This window comes from Photobacterium sp. Hal280 (assembly GCF_037162255.1).
Taxonomy (GTDB): domain Bacteria; phylum Pseudomonadota; class Gammaproteobacteria; order Enterobacterales; family Vibrionaceae; genus Photobacterium.
The window spans coordinates 586,119-605,191 of the sequence record NZ_JARLUO010000001.1 but is presented as its reverse complement, the minus strand read 5'-3'; the positions used below and the strand labels follow the sequence as shown (position 1 = coordinate 605,191).

The window sequence follows — 19,073 nt, the reverse complement described above, 5'->3', positions numbered from 1 at the left end:
GTCACTTGTGGCTGAGCGAAAAGGAGAAAGGCCATGAAAAAATTTACTGCTCTATTGTTCGGGACATGGGTATTGGCGGGTTGTACCAGCATGGATTCTGAATACGGTGTAGGTGAGTACACACTATTTCCTAAGGCTTATGTGAATGAAGACCCTTATGACAGCATTTATCACTTTGGATTTAATCAGGGCTGTGAAAGCGCATTAAGTCTGAAAGGTGTGGTGGATACTGAATATATGAAAGATATTGCGCTGAATAATTCAGATACCCGCTATAACGAAGGTTGGGATGACGGTAAAACGGCGTGTGACGATGGTCAGCGACGCCTGATGGAAAGTAGCCACATTCTGGCTGGTGAGCCTAAAGTTGCCGAGGAAAATGCATATTAACTTTGTGTGACGGAAAACAAGGTGACATCTATTGGATTGTTTTCTGTCACAGGAGCGTAAAGTCATGATTTATATTCATTGTTGCAGTGACTCATTGCTAGTAATAAATTTATTACCTAAGTTTTTTGTTTGAGTGAAATATATATCTTACTGTTTGGTTAGATATGGGGCAAAAAAACAGACCTTTCGGTCTGTTTTAGAACGCATCGGGAATAATGTGGATAAGAAATAAACCTAGCCCAAGTTCTTCTTTTTGTTTTTCCACAATTCTGGTGCGTTTATGCCGCTAAGGATTTACCCATTGAATGGACTTGTCCTTGGTGGAACAGCACCGGCACAACAATGTGTACTTCAGTCAGAATTAAGTAACTGCTGTGGTCAGCTGGTGTATGCAGCTCAACAACGACTTGTAAATTCTGATCAATTGCTTTCTGAAGCGCTCTTGTTGTGGATGTTTTTCCTTTTCCGGCAAATGGACTAAATTTTCCATTTCGGGCATACACCCAAATGGTGAAAGAGTGTTCGTCTCTTTCAAGTTGCTCGATGAAATCAACGATGTGTTTCATTTCCAGTCCTTATTGTCGAGTCAATATCTGAATATTGACGCGACTATTATGAAATACCCGCAATGGAATTCAAATTCTTTGATGGGATTTATTTAATATTGTGACTTAAGCGATATTTTTGTGAAATTTTGTTGCCTTATTATGTCATAGGTAAAGAAAATGATATGTACAGTGTTTCTTATTAAGTGTTCTTTATACGTATCTTGCTAAGAAATATCGTTTTTATTGATTTTTTAATAAAACCATAATATCGAAAAAACAAGCGATACTTGAATGTAAAACGGTTATATTTTTCGTTGTTGTTTTAATCACATGTTTATTTTTATTGCTACAGGGTATATTTGATGGTCGAGGAAGTGAAAGTATGCGCATGGGCTATGCATCAGCCTCTTGAGCGGGAATACCATGATACAGAGTGGGGCCAGGTTGTAACGGATGACAAAATATTGTTTGAATTCATCACCTTGGAAGGTGCTCAGGCTGGTTTAAGCTGGTATACCATATTAAAACGTCGTGATGCATACCGGCAGGCTTTTGCAGATTTCGATATTCAGCAATTAGCAGAATGGGGCGATGAAGAAGCGGAAGCGATTCTTACCGGGTTTGACATTATTAAGCACAGAGGCAAGGTCAATTCTGTCTTTACCAATGCCAGCGCCGCACTGGCGTTACAAAAAGAGTTCGGCAGTTTGTCGGCTGCGCTGTGGCAGTTTGTCGATGGTGTGCCGATCAATAATCGCTGGGACAGTATGGATCAAGTGCCTGCAAGCAGCGAAGAATCAAAAGCCATGAGCAAGTTTCTCAAAAAGCGAGGGTTTAAGTTTGTCGGTGAAACCATTTGTTATGCCTTTATGCAGGCAGTTGGAATGGTGAATGATCATCTGGTTAGCTGTTATTGTTACGAGCGCGCCGTCATGAGCCAGGAGGCAGCAGCCAACAGTAATACCAAGTAAGCATGTCGTGTGTCATTTCATTTTCAACGTCAATAAAATGACAGAAAAGAGAGTCGGGTAGTAGTGCGGAGTCAGCAGCAGGAATGAGTATGCCAGAGCCATCAGATCAACATCATGTGAAGGGAAAAACCATTCGGACCGTGACCCTGGTGGGCGCGATTTTGAATGTTTTTCTGGCGGTATTAAAGATCGGAATCGGTAAAGTGGCGGGCAGCCAGGCACTGGTGGCGGACGGTGTGCACAGCTTCACTGATTTAATGACAGACGCTGTCATTTTACTGGGTTCCCGCTACTGGATGGCACCTGCAGACAGCGGTCATCCTTATGGACATGGCAAATTTGAAACCCTGGCTAATGTTTTTATCGGGCTGATGCTGGCACTGGTCGGCATTGGTATTGGCTGGGACTCGATTGAAACGCTCAGCGACACAGCCCCGCCAGCGCCAGGCATGCTGGCATTTTATGCCGCTGTTGCTGCGATTGTGATGAAAGAACTGCTGTACCGCTGGACAATGCATGAAGCAAAGCAGATCCATAGTGCGGTCTTAAGGGCAAATGCCTGGCATCATCGCAGTGATGCGCTCAGTTCTGTGCCTGTTGCTGTCGCTGTGATTGCCAATGCCATTTTTCCTTCTCTGAAATATCTGGATCAAATTGCGGCATTACTGGTGACGGGGATGATTCTGAAAGCGGCATTCGAGATCATCTGGCCAGCTTTGCATGAACTGACCGATGCACGAGGCAGTGAAGATGTAGAACAACGCTTGGTACACATGGCTGAAGAAGACAAAGACATTCGTGAAATCCACGCGATCCGCAGCCGCCAGACGGGGGGAAGCTTGTTACTGGATTGCCATATTCTGGTGGATCCTGAGATGTCGATTGAAAATGCCCATGCGATAAGCGAGCGGTTCAAACAGAACATTCTCACCCAGATGGACAATGTCATCGATGTCGTGATTCATATTGAACCTTATACCTGTGAGGAGAGACTGGTGAACCCTTGCTCGCTGGACGAACAGCTGCACCAGCAGAAGAAGAAACCAAATCGCTGAGGGGGCAGTTCGTTAAGCCTTTTGGTACTTTTTTATCTTCCCGTCTCATTTGTGATTCTCTTTTATTGCAGTGATCTCACTAGGCTTAAAATGAAAATACCAAATATGTGTGTCATATAACCGACTGTATATTTGGTTTTTTTGAACCTTCACGGCTGGTCGGTAGCAGACTGGCTCATGAGAGACCGGGGGATGTATGCCGCTCATTCGTATCAAATCATTACCCTTCGCGGGCGATGTTGAAGTAAACGTTGCCTTGGGTATTTTATCCCAGGCCATTGCCGACGCCACTTTGATTCCCCAGCAGCACATTATGATTGTGTGGGAGTACATACCTGCGGGCCATTTCGTGCATGGCGGACAACTGGCGAATCAGCAACCATCAAATTCGCATCCTGTTCTTGTTGATATGGTTGCACCCAATTTCAACACCGAAGCGCAAATTGCAGCCATGCTGGAACTGATAGCCAGCAGCCTGTCACATACCTTGCCGATTGCGCAGAACAACATTTTCATCAACTACACCCCGGCTTACAGTGATGGTGTGTATGACGATGGCCATGTGGTGGAATGGGAAAACTAACGACAGCCGTGCGATCGCTCAGGTGCCTGTGACGGTCTGGCAAAACATTTTTTTGTAATGCCATGAAACGCAGATAATTCGTGTGTAGAATGGGTTGATTTTTTATTAAAGCGAGCCGATCATGCTGCATATGATTTCTGCGTTGCCACCTATGCTGGCATTATTTATGGCGATTGTCTGTGAGGTGATCGCAACCTCTATGCTGCCTAAAACGCAGCAATTTACTCAACTTGTGCCCACCTTAGTTGTGTTAACCGGCTATGGTGCTGCATTCTTTTTGCTTTCAGTGACGGTAAAAGTCGTTCCCATTGGTGTGGCCTATGCCATTTGGTGTGGTGCCGGAATTGTCCTGGTCGCCCTGATCAGCTGGTTGTGGTACGGACAAAAACTGGATCTGTATGCCTTGATCGGCATTGCATTTATTATGGCCGGCACACTCATCATCAATGTATTTTCCAAGTCCTTAGCACACTGATAGTCCGGTATTGCGTGGCATTTGTTGCTGAGTGGTATCAATCTGCATGGCTGGCCGGGCTGATAAACCTGATCAGTCACACAAAATCAAAAGAAAGAATCAGAAAAATATCGCACTTTTCACTAGTGTAAAGTGCGTAATTATGTATTCGATATGCAGTCGCCTGAAGCCGTTTTTTCCTGCTTCTGCTAGTCGGCTTGTGGTTGAATACTGTCCTGCCACAGACAGTCTATGCTTGTAAAACAATGAAAGGCTGACCACATCGTTTTGCGTCAGCGTTGTACATGATTGGCGTGAAAACAGTTGCCCTTTAAGGGGGACAGCTCAGAGAGGGGGAAGTGGAGCCGGGCAAGAGACGGCATGTCCTGTTTTTACCTGAACCCATTTCGTTGTCATCAGAAAAGCACCTGCAAAGCACAGGCATGTCAGTTGTATATACAGTTCTCATTCTTCGGTGCTGATACTGAGTGAAATAGCATTAGGGTGATGAATAGCCATGCTGCAAATTGGTGATAATATCTAATTTATAACATTTGGTTAGACATTTATCTGGATCTTGTTGCTAATGTAAAAGCTTTGTTATCTTTAGCCCGAGATAAACTGAGATGGAAAGTCTATGAAAGCACGTGAAGCGAATTTTGACGGATTGGTAGGGCCTACGCACAACTACAGTGGTCTGTCGTATGGTAATGTTGCGTCTGCCAAAAATCAGGCGGCGCCATCTAATCCGAAACAAGCTGCCAAGCAAGGCCTGGACAAAATGAAGGCCCTGGCCGACATGGGTATGTTGCAGGGTGTGCTGGCACCGCAAGAGCGTCCAGACGTCCACACTCTGCGCCGCCTGGGTTTTACCGGCAGCGACAAATCCATTATTGAACAGGCTGCGAAACAAGCGCCTAAAGTGCTGGCGGCGTGCTGTTCGGCGTCCAGCATGTGGACTGCGAATGCAGCCACTGTGTCACCATCAGCAGATACTGCTGACGGCAAAATCCATTTTACACCGGCCAATCTGACCAATAAGTTCCACCGCTCGATTGAACATGAAGTGACCGGCCGTATTTTGCGCAGTACCTTTGCCGACCCTGAATACTTTTCTCACCACTCGGCACTGCCAGCGGTAGAACATTTTGGTGATGAAGGCGCAGCGAACCATACGCGTTTCTGTAACGAATACGGTGAGCACGGCGTTGAGTTTTTCGTCTTTGGCCGTTACGCCTTCGATACCCGCCATCCGGCACCGAAAGTGTTCCCGGCCCGCCATACGTTCGAAGCGTGTGAAGCGGTTGCCCGTTTGCATCAGCTGGATCCGGCAAAAGTGGTCATCGCGCAGCAAAACCCGGATGTGATTGATCAGGGTGTCTTCCACAATGACGTGATCGCCGTGGGTAACAAGAATATCCTGTTCTGTCACCAGCAGGCATTCTTGGATCAGCAGGGCACTTACCGTTCTCTGAAAGAGAAAATGGGCGAAGGTTTCAATATTATTGAAGTCCCTACCAGTGCTGTGTCTGTTGACGACGCTGTCACCAGCTACCTGTTTAACTCTCAGTTGATCGAAACACCAAACGGTGAAACTCTGCTGGTCCTGCCGGAAGAGTGCCGTAAAAACGACAATGTCTGGCGCTATGTTGAGCAGCTGATGGCCGATAAGCGCGGTATTGATCAGGTAAAAGTGTTTGACCTGAAACAAAGCATGGCCAACGGTGGCGGCCCTGCATGCTTGCGCCTGCGTGTTGTGCTGAATGAGCAGGAAGTGCGAGCAGTGAATCCTTCAACCCTGATGAACGATGGCTTATACGGTCGCCTGAGTCAGTGGGTTGACAAGCATTATCGTGACCAGATGGTTGAGGCCGATCTGGCGGATCCTCAGTTACTGGATGAATCCCGTGCTGCACTGGATGAACTGACCCAGATTCTGTCTCTGGGATCGGTATACCCGTTCCAGCGCTAAGCATCTGTTACAACTTTTCTCCAAGCTCAAGCGGTTCGCCATTCAGGCTGCCGCTTTTTCTTTTTTATCATTCGCTTAAATCTGACACCATCGGCTGTGTATCCCTCTATACTTGTCAGACAGAGTGAAACCATTCCGACGATTAGCCTGGTCATTTTTCGCCATAACGATGTGCTTTTTGATGTCGGGACGGTATGAAATTCGCGCAATCGCGAACAGGATCAGCACTTAAAATGCGAATAACTATCATTTGTGATATTTTGTTTTCAGACCCTGCTATTTAGGAAGACAGAGAATGAAAGAGTTGATAACACGCTGGTTAAAAAGAGATCCCGATCCTGCCACCCGGGACGAGCTACAGAACCTGATTGATGCCGGTAATGAACAGGAACTGACCGAGCGCTTCTCTGGTCGTCTCGCGTTTGGTACCGCGGGGTTAAGGGGCATCGTGGGTGCGGGCCCCAACCGGATGAACAGGTTGGTGATTCAGGAAACGGCGACCGGGCTGGGGCAGTATTTGCAGCAAACTGTGCCTCAGGCGAAATCGCAAGGCGTGGTGATTGGTTATGATGGCCGACCAGATTCAAAAACCTTTGCCCATGATGCCGCATCGGTATTAACGGCACAGGGCATCAAGGTTTACCTGACGGTCACGGTCGCGCCCACGCCGCTGGTGGCTTACGGTGTCACAGCCTTAAAGGCGGCCGCAGGTATTGTCGTGACAGCCAGCCATAACCCGCCGGCTTACAACGGGTTTAAAGTGTACTGGGGCAATGGGGCGCAGATCATTCCTCCTCATGATAAAGGCATTGCTGCCGCCATTGATAAAGCGGCGATTCAGCCACTTGATCTGATGGATCTCAATGAAGCACAGAATCAGGGGTTACTGGTTTGGCTGGATGATGAATTTTATAACGATTACCGAGCATCGATTAAACAAAGTGCATTACTGCAAAATTATGCCAAACCCGATGCGGTCAGTATTGCTTACACTGCGATGCATGGTGTAGGCGCACAAATGGCAGAAACGCTGCTGGCCGACGCCGGATTTACCCACGTTTACAGTGTCGCCGCTCAGCGAGAGCCGGACGGAACCTTCCCCACGGTGAACTTTCCTAATCCTGAAGAGCCGGGCGCCATGGATCTGGTCATTGCGGAAGCGGAGAAACACCAGGCGACCCTGGCCTGTGCGAATGACCCGGATGCCGATCGTTTTGCGGTGGCGGTTCGCACTCCTGAAGGTCAGTATAAAATGCTGACCGGCGATCAGGTCGGTGTTTTATTGGGGCATTACTTGCTGACCAGAGCGAATCCGGAAACGAGCCTTGTCGGTACCACGATTGTCTCTTCCAGCCTGCTGCAAAAAGTGGCGTCACGAGTCGGTGCCGATTACTACCAGACACTCACAGGCTTTAAATGGCTGACCAATATTGCGATGGAGAAGCAGCGTGAAGACAGCTGTTTCTTGTTTGCGTATGAAGAAGCGCTCGGTTATACCGTGGGCAACATGGTGTGGGATAAAGACGGTTTATCCGCCATGCTGGCGTTTGCACAAATGACGGCGGAGCTGGCTTTGCAAGGTCGCACCGTGTGGGATCAGCTGGAAGCCATTTATCGCGAGCACGGCCTTTATCTCAATTCACAGGTCAGTATTGCCCTGTCACCAAACTCGCCGCCCATCGGCGACGCCCTGCGTCAACAACCACCGGAGGAAATTGCCGGGCGGAAAGTTGTGCGCATTGATGATCTGAAATCCTCCACACGCTACAAGGCTGATGGCTCGGTCGAGACGATCGATCTGCCGGCCAGTGATGTGTTGATTTATTTCCTGGAAGATGATTCCCGGGTGGTCGTGCGCCCTTCAGGCACTGAGCCTAAGCTGAAATGCTACTACGAGGTGGTTGAGGTCATTGATCAGATCGACACCCTGGAACATGCCTATCAGCGCGCTCAAAGCAGTATGGACGAACTGGTGCAGCGTCATCAGAACAGTTTAACGGGCCTGACCGACAGGTAATTTTTTGTTGCCGTCTGAACAGAAGAACGCCAGCTTTGCCGCTGGCGTTCTTTGTTGATATCCGTTGCTATATTCAGTGCGGTGTTGGTTGCGGCTTACGCGAGAATGGCTCGCCGGACAGGTTATGAGTCTGACGCGTGTCCGCTCAGGCTGGCATAACGGTGCAGCAATTCTGTCAGTGACTGAATCCAGCCGAAGGTATCTGACGGCGCGTTCTTCAGCAGTTGCTCAACTTCCTGGCAATGTTGTTCAAGCGTGACGACTTCTTCCATCTGGAAAGCCATGGCATAAAAATGCCAGAGCAGCAGCCGCGTCATTCGCTCCGTATTCTGTTTCGCCTGTTCAGAGCCGGAAAAGGCGCCAGACACTTCCCCTAGAGCAATCGCAGACATTCTGAGCATAGCGTCAAATTGGGCAGCACGCAGGCGGTCTGCGGTCTGGGTTTCCTCCGGCTCAAAAGTGAACAACTCTTCCATGACATCCTCAGGGACCATGCGGCTGAGGATACGCTGGCTGAACTCTTCCAGTTCGTGGCGGGGCATAGTGAGCAGACAGTTTAATGTGTAATCCCGTTGCATTGCTCTCTTTCTCCGGTAAGGCTGCAATTTTGAATGGCCCGTATTTTGCGTGATGATGTGAAGAATTGCTACCGCTGTCATTCAGTTACAGCCGTGGAGCCCTTGAAACATGCGGCCTTGCGTCATTTAGTTGACACAGGATTGACAAAAAATGAGCAAAATTTAGCTATCTTGCATGCCACAAAGTAATCAAATTATGCTGAATGTGCATATTCAGCAGTTAGCGAAGATGAAGGTAATGACAGAGTCTGAACAACAATCTGCCCATACTTCAGCCCGATATTTGCCGGGTAAGAATTCTGATGGGAGCGAGCCACCACGCCGCAGCAAGTGGAAAATTCTGCTTGCCCTTATTCTGGTTGGCAGCCTGGTTGCCATCGGTGGGCTGGGCTGGACGCTCAACAAACAGATAGCGGATAAATTTGCCGGCCAGCTTTGGCAGCTCCCGTCTGTGGTCTATGCTCGCGAGCTGGTGCTGGAACCTGGTGCACAGGTGCGATACGAAGATTTAGTGAAGGAGCTGAAAGCCCTGAACTACCGCAAAGTCAGCAAGCCGACCCGGGTCGGGGAGTACAGCACCAGCCGTCTGAAAGTGGAATTCATCCGTCGCCCCTTCCAGTCACGCAGTGGCTCACAGCAAGCCCGTCATGTGATTGCTGAATTTAATTACGGCTCGGTCAAACGTGTTGTTGATGCGAACACGCACCGTGAATACGGGATTTTTTCGGTTGAACCGCAAATGCTCGGAATGCTGGAGACCGATTCCAACGAGTTGCGTTTGTACAAACCCAAATCAGAGCTGCCTTCCACGCTGATTGACGCACTGCTCGCAACAGAAGACCGTGATTTTTATACCCATGACGGTGTGTCTGTGGTTGCCATCGGTCGCGCATTTCTGGCGAACATGAAAGCGGGACGTACCGTGCAGGGCGGCAGTACGCTCACTCAGCAGTTGGCAAAAAACCTGTTTTTATCGAGTGAGCGCAGTCTGTGGCGTAAGTTCAAAGAAGCCTATATGGCGTTAATCATTGATTATCGCTACAACAAAGATGAAATCCTTGATGCGTACCTGAATCAGGTCTATCTGGCACAAAGCGGCTCGGATGCGGTGCACGGTTTTGCCCTGGGTGCCCGTTTCTATTTTGGTTTGCCGCTGTCTGAACTGCGTATTGATCAGCAGGCCCTGTTGGTCGGTATGGTCAAAGGACCGTCCTACTATAATCCCTGGCGTTATCCGGAGCGCGCGAAAGAGCGCCGGGATCTGGTGCTCAGCTTGCTGCACGATACTCAGAAGATAGATGATGAGACGTATAAAAAAGCGATCAAGCAAGATTTAGACTTGCAGCCAAAAGGGCATGTCGCTGGCAGGCAGCCCGCATTCTTTAGCTTATTGAAGCAAGAGCTGAACAAGCGTGTCAGTCAGGGTTATCAACCGGGTCTGGGTTTACGCGTTTATACCACACTGGATCCGATTTCCCAGGCCAGTGCTGAGGCCGTTGTACGGACAAAAATGGCGGCACTTAAGAAGCAGCACGGCAAACAGCTTGAAACGGCAGTAGTCGTTGCAGATCGCCAGACCGGTGAAATCCGCGCCATGGTCGGCGGCAGCCGTCCTGAGTTTGACGGATTCAACCGCGCACTGGATGCCCGCCGTCAGATTGGTTCCGTGGTGAAACCGGCAGTGTATTTGTCGGCACTGGCAAGGCCGGAGCGTTTCAGCCTGGCCAGCAATCTGGATGACAAGCCACTGACGCTGACCGATGAAAAGGGAAAAACCTGGTCGCCGCGAAATTATGATCGCCGGTTTCGTGGTGAAGTACCTCTGGTTCAGGCCCTGGCTCGTTCCTACAATATCCCGACAGTGAATCTGGGGATGTCTGTTGGCTTGGATAATGTGGTGGACACCCTGGTTGATCTCGGTGTTGATCGCGGCCAGATCCCTCAGGTTCCGGCAATCTTACTGGGCGCCTTTACCTTGTCACCGTATGAAGTGACGCAAATGTATCAGACCATTGCCAATGAAGGTCGCCGCAGTGAACTGACAGCCCTGAGTGCCGTGACTGATCGTGATGGTGAGATGATTTATCAGGCATTGCCGACGGCGAAACAGGTGGTCTCCAAGCAATCTGCCTGGCTGACCATGTATGCCATGCAGAAAGTGGTCTCTGAAGGCACAGCCCGTTATCTGGATTCAATCCTGCCGTCACTGAAGCTGGCCGGTAAAACCGGTACGTCTGATGAAGGCCGGGATTCCTGGTATGTCGGCGTTGATGGCCGTGAAGTCGTGACAGTGTGGATGGGCCGGGATGACAATAAAAATGTCAAGCTGACAGGGTCCTCAGGCCCGCTGCGCCTGTATGCGGATTACATACAGCGCCGTGATCCTGAACCGGTCAAGCTGCAGGAACCTGAGAATATTACGGATGTTGCCTATCAGGTGAATCAGCAAGGCGGTCTGACGCAGGCCTGTATCGGTCAGGTTGAATTACCTGTCTGGGACAAAGACGGCCGTCAGTCTCAAGGCTGTGAAAATAAAGTCTCTACCATTATTCGCTCGATCTTTAATTGGTAACAGTGACTGAAAATCATCAGCGGGTCGGTTACAATGCCGACCCGTTTTTTTATCTGAAGAGTAACCTTTTATGCGGCTTCTCAAGCGTACGGTTCATCCTGATATCCCTGATTTGAGTGGTTCAGTGTTTTACCGTGCAGCAGCCAGAGCAATCATTCTGGACGGTGACAATATTCTGATGCTGTACACCGCAAGGTATCACGACTACAGCTTACCCGGCGGCGGTATTGATGAAGGGGAAGAGATCGAGGCCGGGCTGATCCGCGAACTGCAAGAAGAAACCGGCGCCCGTAATATCCGTGACATTGTCCCTTTTGGTCTCTACGAAGAGTATCGGCCATGGTACAAACCTGAGTTTGATATCATGCATATGAAATCATTCTGCTTCACCTGCCGCATCGACAGTCAGTTGGGTGAAACGCAGTTGGAAGCGTATGAAATCCAGAATGGCATGAAACCTGTCTGGATGAATATCCATGACGCGATAGCTCATAACCAAGAAACGGTCGCAAAAAGCGATAAAAAAGGAATGTCCGTGGAGCGCGAGTTGTTTTTGCTTCAACGTATCCGTGATGAGCTGCTAACTGTGACTGAGAATGCCTGACTCTGGTTTCATCCTAAAGTAAGTAATTGATTGCATTGTTCAAGACAAAAAGTGAATTCGCTCGATAAATGGTAACTTCACAGTTATTTTACACGCGAAATGGACGGAAACTGCCTATGATTATATCCATGTCATCGTATTTCTGGAGATAGTTATGGCTTTATCTGTTCGCAACATTTTTTTTGTCGCTCTGGCGGTATTTCCTCTCTGTGCATCAGCGGCATGGAAACTGGATAACAGCCAATCGCAATTGCGATTTTTATCCGTAAAAAATAACAGTGTGATTGAGCAGCATTCATTTAAAGAAATCGAAGGCTCTATCACGGATCAGGGCGAAGTGCAGGTGATGCTGGATTTATCCAGTGTAGACACACAAATCCCCATCCGGGATGAACGCATGAAAGCGATGCTGTTTAATGTGTCGGACTTTCCCAAAGCAATGCTGGAAGGTGAGGTTGATGTGACCGGGCTGGCGGATCTGAAACCGGGAGAAACACTGACTCAGCAAGTGTCTCTTAAGCTTAATCTGCATGGTGCGATTAATCCGGTCAATGCGGATTTGCGGATTACACGGCTGGTTGACGGCACCTTGATGGTCAGCAGCCAGAGCCCGATTATCCTTGATGCGAAAGCCTTTGGCTTGGAAAAGGGAATTACCGCGTTACAAGAAGTCGCGAATTTGAATGGCATACTGCCAAGTGTCCCAGTCTTTGTGAATCTGGCGTTTGTGCCTGAGCCATAACCCTCTGAATTATTTTGACCTTGGCGGTCCCGCTCATTATGCTCTTGTCTTATTCACATTGAATACAGGGAATGGTCATGAAGCGTGTGGTGGTCAATGGTAAGCAAATTCAGCCGGGAAAAGTGGTCTGCATAGGCCGAAATTATGCAGCCCACATTGAAGAGCTCGGGAATGAAATGCCCGAAGAGATGGTCATTTTCATGAAGCCTAACACTGCAATTGGAAATGAATTACACGCCACCCATGGTGGTGAAGTGCTGCATTATGAAGCCGAGATCGCGTATCTCTATCATGGCGGCCGGTTCAGCGCAGCTGCGCTGGGGTTGGATCTGACCAAGCGTGATTTGCAATCCAAACTGAAAGGCAAAGGGTTGCCGTGGGAGCGCAGCAAGGTGTTCGAAGGCGCCGCGCTGTTCAGTGAGTTCGTCGCTTTGCCCGATTCTGATTCTCCGCTTGGATTAACGCTGCACATAGATGGCCGCCTGGTTCAGAAGGGCGACACCACATTGATGCTTTACTCACCGGAAACTATTCTGGCAGAAGTGCAGAAGGTCATTCCGCTTGAGGATGGCGATGTGGTGATGACCGGGACGCCGAAAGGGGTTGGTCAGGTGATAGCAGGGCAAGAGTTTCTTGGTGCATTAACCTGTCATGAGGAAACCTTGGTCAGGATTGGCTGGACAGCAAAAGACTGACACCTGACTTCTGGCACTTAATTTCTGGTACTTAACTTCATGGCGATCAGTAAACCCAAAGCGGAAAGCGGTAAGTATTAATGTTTGAGAAACGTGATTTGGTCAAACTGGCCAATATGAAAATGCCATTTGGCAAGTACAGTGGCCGGGTACTTATCGATTTACCTGAACCGTATCTGCTTTGGTTTGCCAAGCAGGGTTTTCCTGATGGCGAGCTTGGTCGATTGCTGGCAATCACGCTTGAAATGAAAATTGAAGGGTTAGAAGAGGTTATCAGGCCATTAAAAGGTTTTCGCCTTGATGCGCAGGCCTGATCAATACCAGCTATCAGAAATGAACAGGGAGCCGTCTGGCTCCCTGTTGTGTTTACTGACTCAGAAAGGCATAGCCAGCCACAAACGCATTTTCCTGGAACTGGCGCAGACCTGTGCCGCGGAAATCGACTGACAACGGGCTTCTTTTCAGCTTTTCTTTGATATCGGCATTGCTGATAAAAGTGACATCCAGATCGTCAATCAGCTGAATAGCGGTTTCCATTTTGAAGCTTTCAGCGCTTCCCGCGTGCTTGCCACGCGTTTCTCGGGTTTTAATGACGATGTGCTCCACCTGGTAGTCTTCGACCAGCTTTTTGAAGCTTTTCTGAAATTGACGCATTTGTTGGTTGTCAAAGGCATCGCTAAGCACCAGTTTCTGCGATCGGCAGTCAGGAATTGAAAACATCCCTTGTTTCAGTGACAGCAGACAAAGGTTGGCTTCTTTCCCTTTCAGCTCAACGGCAAAAATTTTCATGGCATATCTCGAATAATGACTATGGCAGCTATTGTAAGCCAAGATCAGACTGGCTGTCAGTGATAATCACTGCCATGGGCTGTTTTTTACCGGGTATATCTTCGTTTCACTGAAGGGGAGCAAGGGAAAGGATAATGGATTTAACATTTTTTAAACAATTCTTTCTGCTTCAGTACAAATGTGTTTATACTTTTTATATCAAGCTGTTGACTGTGAGTGAGGGATATCACATGAGATTCAGACTTACCCCCCATTAGTATTTTTAATCACATTAGCTGCAATGTACTTGCTTGCTCAGTATCTGCCGCTGTGGCGATTCAGCTTTCCAGGCAAGACTTTGTTGGAATGGGTGTTCAGTTTGCTGGCTGTGGGTTTCGGCTTGGCTGGCATCATGGCCTTTGCCCGTGCGAAGACGGCAATCAATCCACGGAAAACAACGCGACTGGTGACCTCAGGCGTATACCGGATCTCAAGAAACCCGATTTACCTGGGGTTGTTGTTATTGCTGGTGGCTGTTTTTCTGAATCTGGCAGCCATTTCCAGCCTGATCATGATTCCTCTATTTGCCATTTACATGAATTATGTGCAGATTGCGGCAGAAGAAAGAGTTCTCAAACATGCCTTTGGCCAGCAGTATCAGGAATATTGCCAGCACGTCAGACGATGGTGTTGATCAGACGTTCAGATAAAAAACAGGGAGCTGTGAGCTCCCTGTTTTGGATCTGAGGACTAGCAATCCGCAACGGAATGTTTCGGCTTTAGCGGCTGTCCGGCAAAACGAATACCACGCCAGCCATATTTCATGAATGTCCGTATATTCATATGATCGGTGCCATCAGGGTTGTTCAGCACAGCATCAAAATAGTGATGCCCAAAACAGGCTAGCGTTTCCTGTTCAGAGAGTTTGTGCTGCTGGGCAAAGGCGAAAATACGGCATGAGCCTTCATTGCTGCCCGCTTCGTTGGCAAGCGTTTCATTGCCCAGACCATTGCTGAACGCCGTCGGCCTGTAGTCGTAGTGCTGGTCTATGACACTCAGGACGTTGTCGAAAGCAACGCTTGTGGGTGATTCCTTGATGGTTTTGAGCAGCGTATCCATGCTGTTCTCCTGCTTCAGTTATATTGGGGGAAAACGGGGGCAGCCCCGTAGCAGCTCTGCATATCCGGTATCATGCGCCGGATATGCAAAAGCTATAGTGAATTCAGGTTTATTGCTGTCTTGCCTAACGTTTACCTGATTTTTGGACTGCTGTCTCAGCGCGTCGTCCAACTCTTCCGGGTACAGGATAATGCCTTCCTGATCCAGATTCGGAAACACGACAATCGCCAGTTCGTCGTCTTCTAATCCTGGTGTCCAGCGGCTGTGCCATTTGTTGATTGAAATCGATTCAGGCTTACATTCCGCCCAGTCTCCGGTTGCCCAGGCTTGTGCGAACTCCTGATTTGGCCAAATTGGCACACAGTCTTCATCCTCGCTGTTTAACATGACGCAGCCGTGTTCGTCGGTCAGAATCCAGATCTGCCCCTGACTGGTCACTTCTTTCAGCAGGTATTGACATCTTTTTTCCGCATCGTACTGCAAAATAGTGTCAATTTGTTCGGTGGATAAAGGGGTGGTGGACATAGTTGGATCCTGTTTTCGGATGTTGATTATTATGATTTGTTGACTTGGCGGAGTTATTGGCAGCATTTAGAAAAACGGCACGATAGATCGCCCAGAATCAACTGCTCTAAGCATAGTGGAAAGCGGGATGGGAAGAAAGGGGGAAGGCCAGGCGAAAAAAATGCCAGCAGTGACTGGCATTTCTGATGAGAAGCCTGAGTTATTTCAGGGTATAAGGTATCCGGACTGTCAATTGGAAATCAGGGGCATCAGCCGTTAACCCTGCTGCCGCACCTACGTTTATGGTGGTTTCTCTGTTCACAGCATAGTTGGCACCGAAAGAAATCGTATCCAGTTGCAGTAATTTCGCATCGTCTGGATACCCGCCGTTCACTTTCGATTTCAGTATGGTTTTGTGGTTCAGGCCAATGCTGAATGAGAATTTAGGGTTAACGGCAAAACCCATCCCTGCACCCAATGAAATGGTGTCACCCAGGTCAATGGTATTGACTTGCGTACTTGGGGCCTGGTCAGTCGCAGGAATTTGTATGCTGACATCATCTTTAATGTTCCAGATATAGCTGGCATTGAGAAACAGTACAGCAGGGTCCAGTGGCATGATCATCGTGACGCCAGGTTCTATGCTGGGAAAGCCAGAACCAGTCGGTAACTCTTTGAAATCGTTGGTGCTGTCAATAGGTACCTCATAAGGTGAGCTCCCTGTGGTACTTTTGAAGCGCAGGCTGCCTATCCAGTAGGGGGCTTCAAGCATATTGAACTGGTACTTAAATGCCGCTTCTATATCTCCCAAATCGTTACCTTCAACTGTCTTCGTGGTGGGACTGTTGGAAGGGCCATTGATATCCCGCTCGGAGATGGAATCGTTCCGGTAAACCCAGGGAATCCTGGCTTCGACTTCTAGCCGGTTGGTGATCCCGTAACGTCCGGTGAGGCCAAAGGTCATAGTAGTTCTGTCAATATCACTGGCCCGTATCAGACCAACAATGAGTGATGGCAGAACGGTATAACCGACCACCGAAACGGTATTGGAGGAGTTCTGGGTATAGGTTAAGGAAGAATCAAGCACGAACGACCCTTTCGGTGTCAGTACCCCCGGTCTTTCCAGAATGTCGGTCACTGTCTGAACCTGACGCGACTTTTGTTGGGTTGTTGTAGATTCCTCTGCAGCAACCGTGGTTGAAAAGATCGCTATCAGCGCTATAAGGCTGTGTGTGTTAAACTTTCTCACGATATCCTCACTTTGTTTGCAAAGGTCACCCCAAAAATGGCAGTCAGTTGCACTGACTTGTCATAAGAATAGTCAAGCATTCCATAAAAAGTGATCAATAAAAGGTTATTTTTGTCTTACTTCTGCATCCTGATAAAAACAGTATTACTCTCAATACAATTATTAGATGTGAGAATGATGAATCTGTTCTTAGAAATAAGCATGTTAAGAAAGGTAAAAAGTTCGATTGGGGGATTTTTATTGCCATCGTTTTTATTAAAAATAATACAAACTAAAAAGTGGCGAAAACTAGTATTAAGTTATCTCTCGTGACAACACGGGGGAGCAATAAAATAAAAACTCAACATATTTGGAGTCTTATCATGCGTAAATCTAATCTCGCGCTGTTAGTGGCAGTCGTAGTTGCATCTCCTCTGGCTTTGGCCAGTGGCTATCCACAACAACCACAGTCACCATCTTATGGTGGTGGTTATGGCGGTCATAATGGTGGCTACGATAACGAATCGTCCATTGTTGATTCATATAATGATGATACATCATTGGAAGCTACGCTGAATTATGACAGCGATAAAACCATTACAGACAGCTTTAACGAAGACAATGATCACCTGATCATGAAAGATATCAACAACGATAAAAGCTTTAAGTACACAGATAACAGTGACAATAGCAAAAAATTCAATTTCAGCAGCAATTATGAGCATACTGAAACCTGGAAAATCGATGTTGATGAAAACCACTACATGGCGCAATCTGACCTGAAAGGTGAAGTCATTGGTAATGACGTGACTTACGGTGGTGCTTGCTGTGAAGACAGTGGTTGGGGCCATGATGGTGGTTACGGTAATCGTGGTTATGGCAATGGTGGCAGCAACGGTGGTGGTTACGGCGGTGACGCTGGCTCACTGACTGTGACTCATGTGAATGATATGACAGGTGCCTTTGCCGGTGCTTCAGGTATCAGCCTGGCAGGTCAAAACGCCGGTAACAACTCGCTGGTTCAACAAAGTGCTAGCACTAACGCTGTACTTCTTGGCCAATAACACATTAGCTGAGGGGGGTCTGTGACAACCCTCAGGAGGACGTCATGAGATATTTAACGCTGACCGTAGCTGTATTGCTATCTTGGGGTGCAGTTGCTGATGAGTTGGATATTCTAACAAGTTCCGATACGTTGAGTGATAGTTCGATGTATGAGACTCGGGGTGGGCAGTACGAGCTCAACATCGACTACATGCAAGCAGATTCGGATATGTACGGTGATGTCGTAGGTAATGGCGCGTATGGTAATACAACTGGTAATAACGTGATTGACGGCGGTGCCTTCAGCGGATCATCAGGGGTATTCAACGTTGTCCAAAACACCGGTAATAATGTGTTAATTCAAAATGCGACCGTGGTTAACCTGACATTGAAGTAACACTGTTAGTGTATCTAATCCGGACTATTTTCCGGAATTAAAACTGAATGTTTAATTACTAGTAATTGATATTTAGTTTCGCAGGGCTAACATCATTGCTTCAACATCTATAACATTTTACCCAGCATGAGATTTATTTAAATCTCATGCGTTATGGGGAACATAATTGGAGTAACATCATGCGTAAATCAAACGTGTTGTTATTAGCAGCGATTATTGCATCGCCAATGGCGTTTGCATATGGCAATAGTCCAGATGCGGATAATATTGAAGGTAGCTTCAATGATACCTTGAATGGAACCTTAACCGTAGATGTCAGTAAATCAAAAGAAATTGATTATTCTTTCAATGAAGATAACGATTTTCTTTACATGAATGATATCGGAAACGACAAATCCAAAACCATCAAAAATAACAGCGATAATTCCTGGGTTGTGAAGAAAGAGTCTGATGTGAAAATCGACAAAACTTTCAAAAAATCATACAGCATGGATAAAGTACTCGCTGATTCAGAAATTGATGGTGAAGTGATTAAAAATGAAGTGACCTATGGTGGCGCTTGCTGTGACGGTAAAGCCGGTACTGTTGAAGTTGAACACTTTAACACTATGGCCAATTCGTTTGGCGATGCGTCTGGTATCAGCATTGCTGGTCAGAACGTGGGTAATAACTCAATGGTTCAACAATCTACCAGCACCAACGCAACCTTATCTGGTTCTGCGAGCTACTAATCAAATCGGGCCGTCGCAAGGCGGCCCTTTCATTGTTTTTACCTATGGCGCTTTTCAAAAACCTTGAGAATCTCCGATAGATAAGAATGATTTCCTGCCTG

At 47.7% G+C, this 19,073-nt stretch carries 22 protein-coding genes; 16 read left to right on the top strand and 6 right to left on the bottom strand.

The features are described from left to right. Positions 1-33 precede the first annotated feature (33 nt). Positions 34-390 (top strand): hypothetical protein, encoded by a 357-nt coding sequence (locus P4S53_RS03050; protein ID WP_337111324.1) that lies wholly within the window; start codon positions 34-36, stop codon positions 388-390. 278 nt (positions 391-668) lie between these two features. Here the strand turns inward: P4S53_RS03050 and P4S53_RS03045 are convergent, their stop codons facing one another. Then, positions 669-956, bottom strand: a complete 288-nt coding sequence (locus P4S53_RS03045; protein ID WP_337111323.1) for a hypothetical protein — start codon at positions 954-956, stop codon at positions 669-671. Between the two features lie 344 nt (positions 957-1,300). Here P4S53_RS03045 and P4S53_RS03040 point away from each other — a divergent pair, with 344 nt between their 5' ends. From P4S53_RS03040 to P4S53_RS03015, 6 genes are all read left to right on the top strand, one after another. After that, positions 1,301-1,909: a DNA-3-methyladenine glycosylase I gene (locus P4S53_RS03040; RefSeq protein WP_337111322.1), complete on the top strand. Its 609-nt coding sequence runs from the start codon at positions 1,301-1,303 to the stop codon at positions 1,907-1,909. A gap of 89 nt (positions 1,910-1,998) precedes the next feature. Next, positions 1,999-2,964 carry a cation diffusion facilitator family transporter gene (locus P4S53_RS03035; RefSeq protein ID WP_337111321.1) on the top strand — a complete coding sequence of 322 codons (966 nt, stop codon included), beginning with the start codon at positions 1,999-2,001 and terminating at the stop codon, positions 2,962-2,964. Positions 2,965-3,160: 196 nt separating this feature from the next. After that, positions 3,161-3,547 (top strand): hypothetical protein, encoded by a 387-nt coding sequence (locus tag P4S53_RS03030; protein ID WP_337111320.1) that lies wholly within the window; start codon positions 3,161-3,163, stop codon positions 3,545-3,547. 130 nt (positions 3,548-3,677) lie between these two features. Beyond that, a complete protein-coding gene (locus P4S53_RS03025) occupies positions 3,678-4,022 on the top strand; it encodes a DMT family transporter (RefSeq protein ID WP_337112048.1) in 345 nt (114 codons plus the stop codon). 616 nt (positions 4,023-4,638) lie between these two features. After that, positions 4,639-5,973 carry an N-succinylarginine dihydrolase gene (gene astB, locus P4S53_RS03020; protein WP_337111319.1) on the top strand — a complete coding sequence of 445 codons (1,335 nt, stop codon included), beginning with the start codon at positions 4,639-4,641 and terminating at the stop codon, positions 5,971-5,973. 295 nt (positions 5,974-6,268) lie between these two features. Beyond that, positions 6,269-7,990: a phospho-sugar mutase gene (locus tag P4S53_RS03015; RefSeq protein WP_337111318.1), complete on the top strand. Its 1,722-nt coding sequence runs from the start codon at positions 6,269-6,271 to the stop codon at positions 7,988-7,990. 122 nt (positions 7,991-8,112) lie between these two features. Here the strand turns inward: P4S53_RS03015 and P4S53_RS03010 are convergent, their stop codons facing one another. Beyond that, complete coding sequence (locus P4S53_RS03010) at positions 8,113-8,568, bottom strand: exoribonuclease R (protein WP_337111317.1); 456 nt, start codon at positions 8,566-8,568, stop codon at positions 8,113-8,115. Between the two features lie 238 nt (positions 8,569-8,806). Between P4S53_RS03010 and mrcB the strand changes: the two genes are divergently transcribed. The 5 genes from mrcB (at position 8,807) to P4S53_RS02985 (ending at position 13,495) form a co-directional block, all read left to right on the top strand. Then, positions 8,807-11,140 (top strand): penicillin-binding protein 1B, encoded by a 2,334-nt coding sequence (mrcB, locus tag P4S53_RS03005; RefSeq protein ID WP_337111316.1) that lies wholly within the window; start codon positions 8,807-8,809, stop codon positions 11,138-11,140. A gap of 70 nt (positions 11,141-11,210) precedes the next feature. Beyond that, the gene (locus P4S53_RS03000) at positions 11,211-11,744 is read left to right on the top strand and encodes an NUDIX hydrolase (protein ID WP_337111315.1); all 534 of its coding nucleotides are present in this window, start codon (positions 11,211-11,213) and stop codon (positions 11,742-11,744) included. Positions 11,745-11,898: 154 nt separating this feature from the next. Then, entirely contained in the window at positions 11,899-12,486 is a 588-nt protein-coding gene (locus P4S53_RS02995; RefSeq protein WP_337111314.1) for a YceI family protein, read from the top strand. A 62-nt stretch (positions 12,487-12,548) separates the two neighbouring features. After that, on the top strand, positions 12,549-13,181 hold the full coding sequence (locus P4S53_RS02990) for a fumarylacetoacetate hydrolase family protein (protein WP_337112047.1): 633 nt from the start codon (positions 12,549-12,551) through the stop codon (positions 13,179-13,181). Between the two features lie 80 nt (positions 13,182-13,261). Then, positions 13,262-13,495 (top strand): DUF3820 family protein, encoded by a 234-nt coding sequence (locus P4S53_RS02985; protein WP_192014215.1) that lies wholly within the window; start codon positions 13,262-13,264, stop codon positions 13,493-13,495. 52 nt (positions 13,496-13,547) lie between these two features. Here the strand turns inward: P4S53_RS02985 and P4S53_RS02980 are convergent, their stop codons facing one another. Beyond that, entirely contained in the window at positions 13,548-13,970 is a 423-nt protein-coding gene (locus P4S53_RS02980; RefSeq protein ID WP_218386605.1) for a DUF3010 family protein, read from the bottom strand. 280 nt (positions 13,971-14,250) lie between these two features. Between P4S53_RS02980 and P4S53_RS02975 the strand changes: the two genes are divergently transcribed. Then, on the top strand, positions 14,251-14,643 hold the full coding sequence (locus tag P4S53_RS02975) for a methyltransferase family protein (RefSeq protein ID WP_337111313.1): 393 nt from the start codon (positions 14,251-14,253) through the stop codon (positions 14,641-14,643). A gap of 56 nt (positions 14,644-14,699) precedes the next feature. Here the strand turns inward: P4S53_RS02975 and P4S53_RS02970 are convergent, their stop codons facing one another. The 3 genes from P4S53_RS02970 to P4S53_RS02960 all read right to left on the bottom strand — a co-directional run bounded on the left by P4S53_RS02970 (position 14,700) and on the right by P4S53_RS02960 (position 16,821). Next, a complete protein-coding gene (locus tag P4S53_RS02970) occupies positions 14,700-15,068 on the bottom strand; it encodes a HopJ type III effector protein (protein ID WP_337111312.1) in 369 nt (122 codons plus the stop codon). Between the two features lie 18 nt (positions 15,069-15,086). After that, a complete protein-coding gene (locus P4S53_RS02965) occupies positions 15,087-15,593 on the bottom strand; it encodes a DUF2750 domain-containing protein (protein ID WP_337111311.1) in 507 nt (168 codons plus the stop codon). Positions 15,594-15,792: 199 nt separating this feature from the next. Beyond that, positions 15,793-16,821, bottom strand: a complete 1,029-nt coding sequence (locus P4S53_RS02960; RefSeq protein WP_337111310.1) for a transporter — start codon at positions 16,819-16,821, stop codon at positions 15,793-15,795. 362 nt (positions 16,822-17,183) lie between these two features. On the opposite strand from P4S53_RS02960, the gene P4S53_RS02955 reads away from it, so the two are divergent. The 3 genes from P4S53_RS02955 to P4S53_RS02945 all read left to right on the top strand — a co-directional run bounded on the left by P4S53_RS02955 (position 17,184) and on the right by P4S53_RS02945 (position 18,972). Beyond that, positions 17,184-17,864, top strand: coding sequence for a hypothetical protein (locus P4S53_RS02955; RefSeq protein WP_337111309.1), 681 nt, complete (start codon positions 17,184-17,186; stop codon positions 17,862-17,864). A 44-nt stretch (positions 17,865-17,908) separates the two neighbouring features. Next, on the top strand, positions 17,909-18,241 hold the full coding sequence (locus P4S53_RS02950; RefSeq protein ID WP_192014201.1) for a carbon storage regulator: 333 nt from the start codon (positions 17,909-17,911) through the stop codon (positions 18,239-18,241). 179 nt (positions 18,242-18,420) lie between these two features. Then, complete coding sequence (locus P4S53_RS02945; protein ID WP_337111308.1) at positions 18,421-18,972, top strand: hypothetical protein; 552 nt, start codon at positions 18,421-18,423, stop codon at positions 18,970-18,972. Positions 18,973-19,073 lie beyond the last annotated feature (101 nt).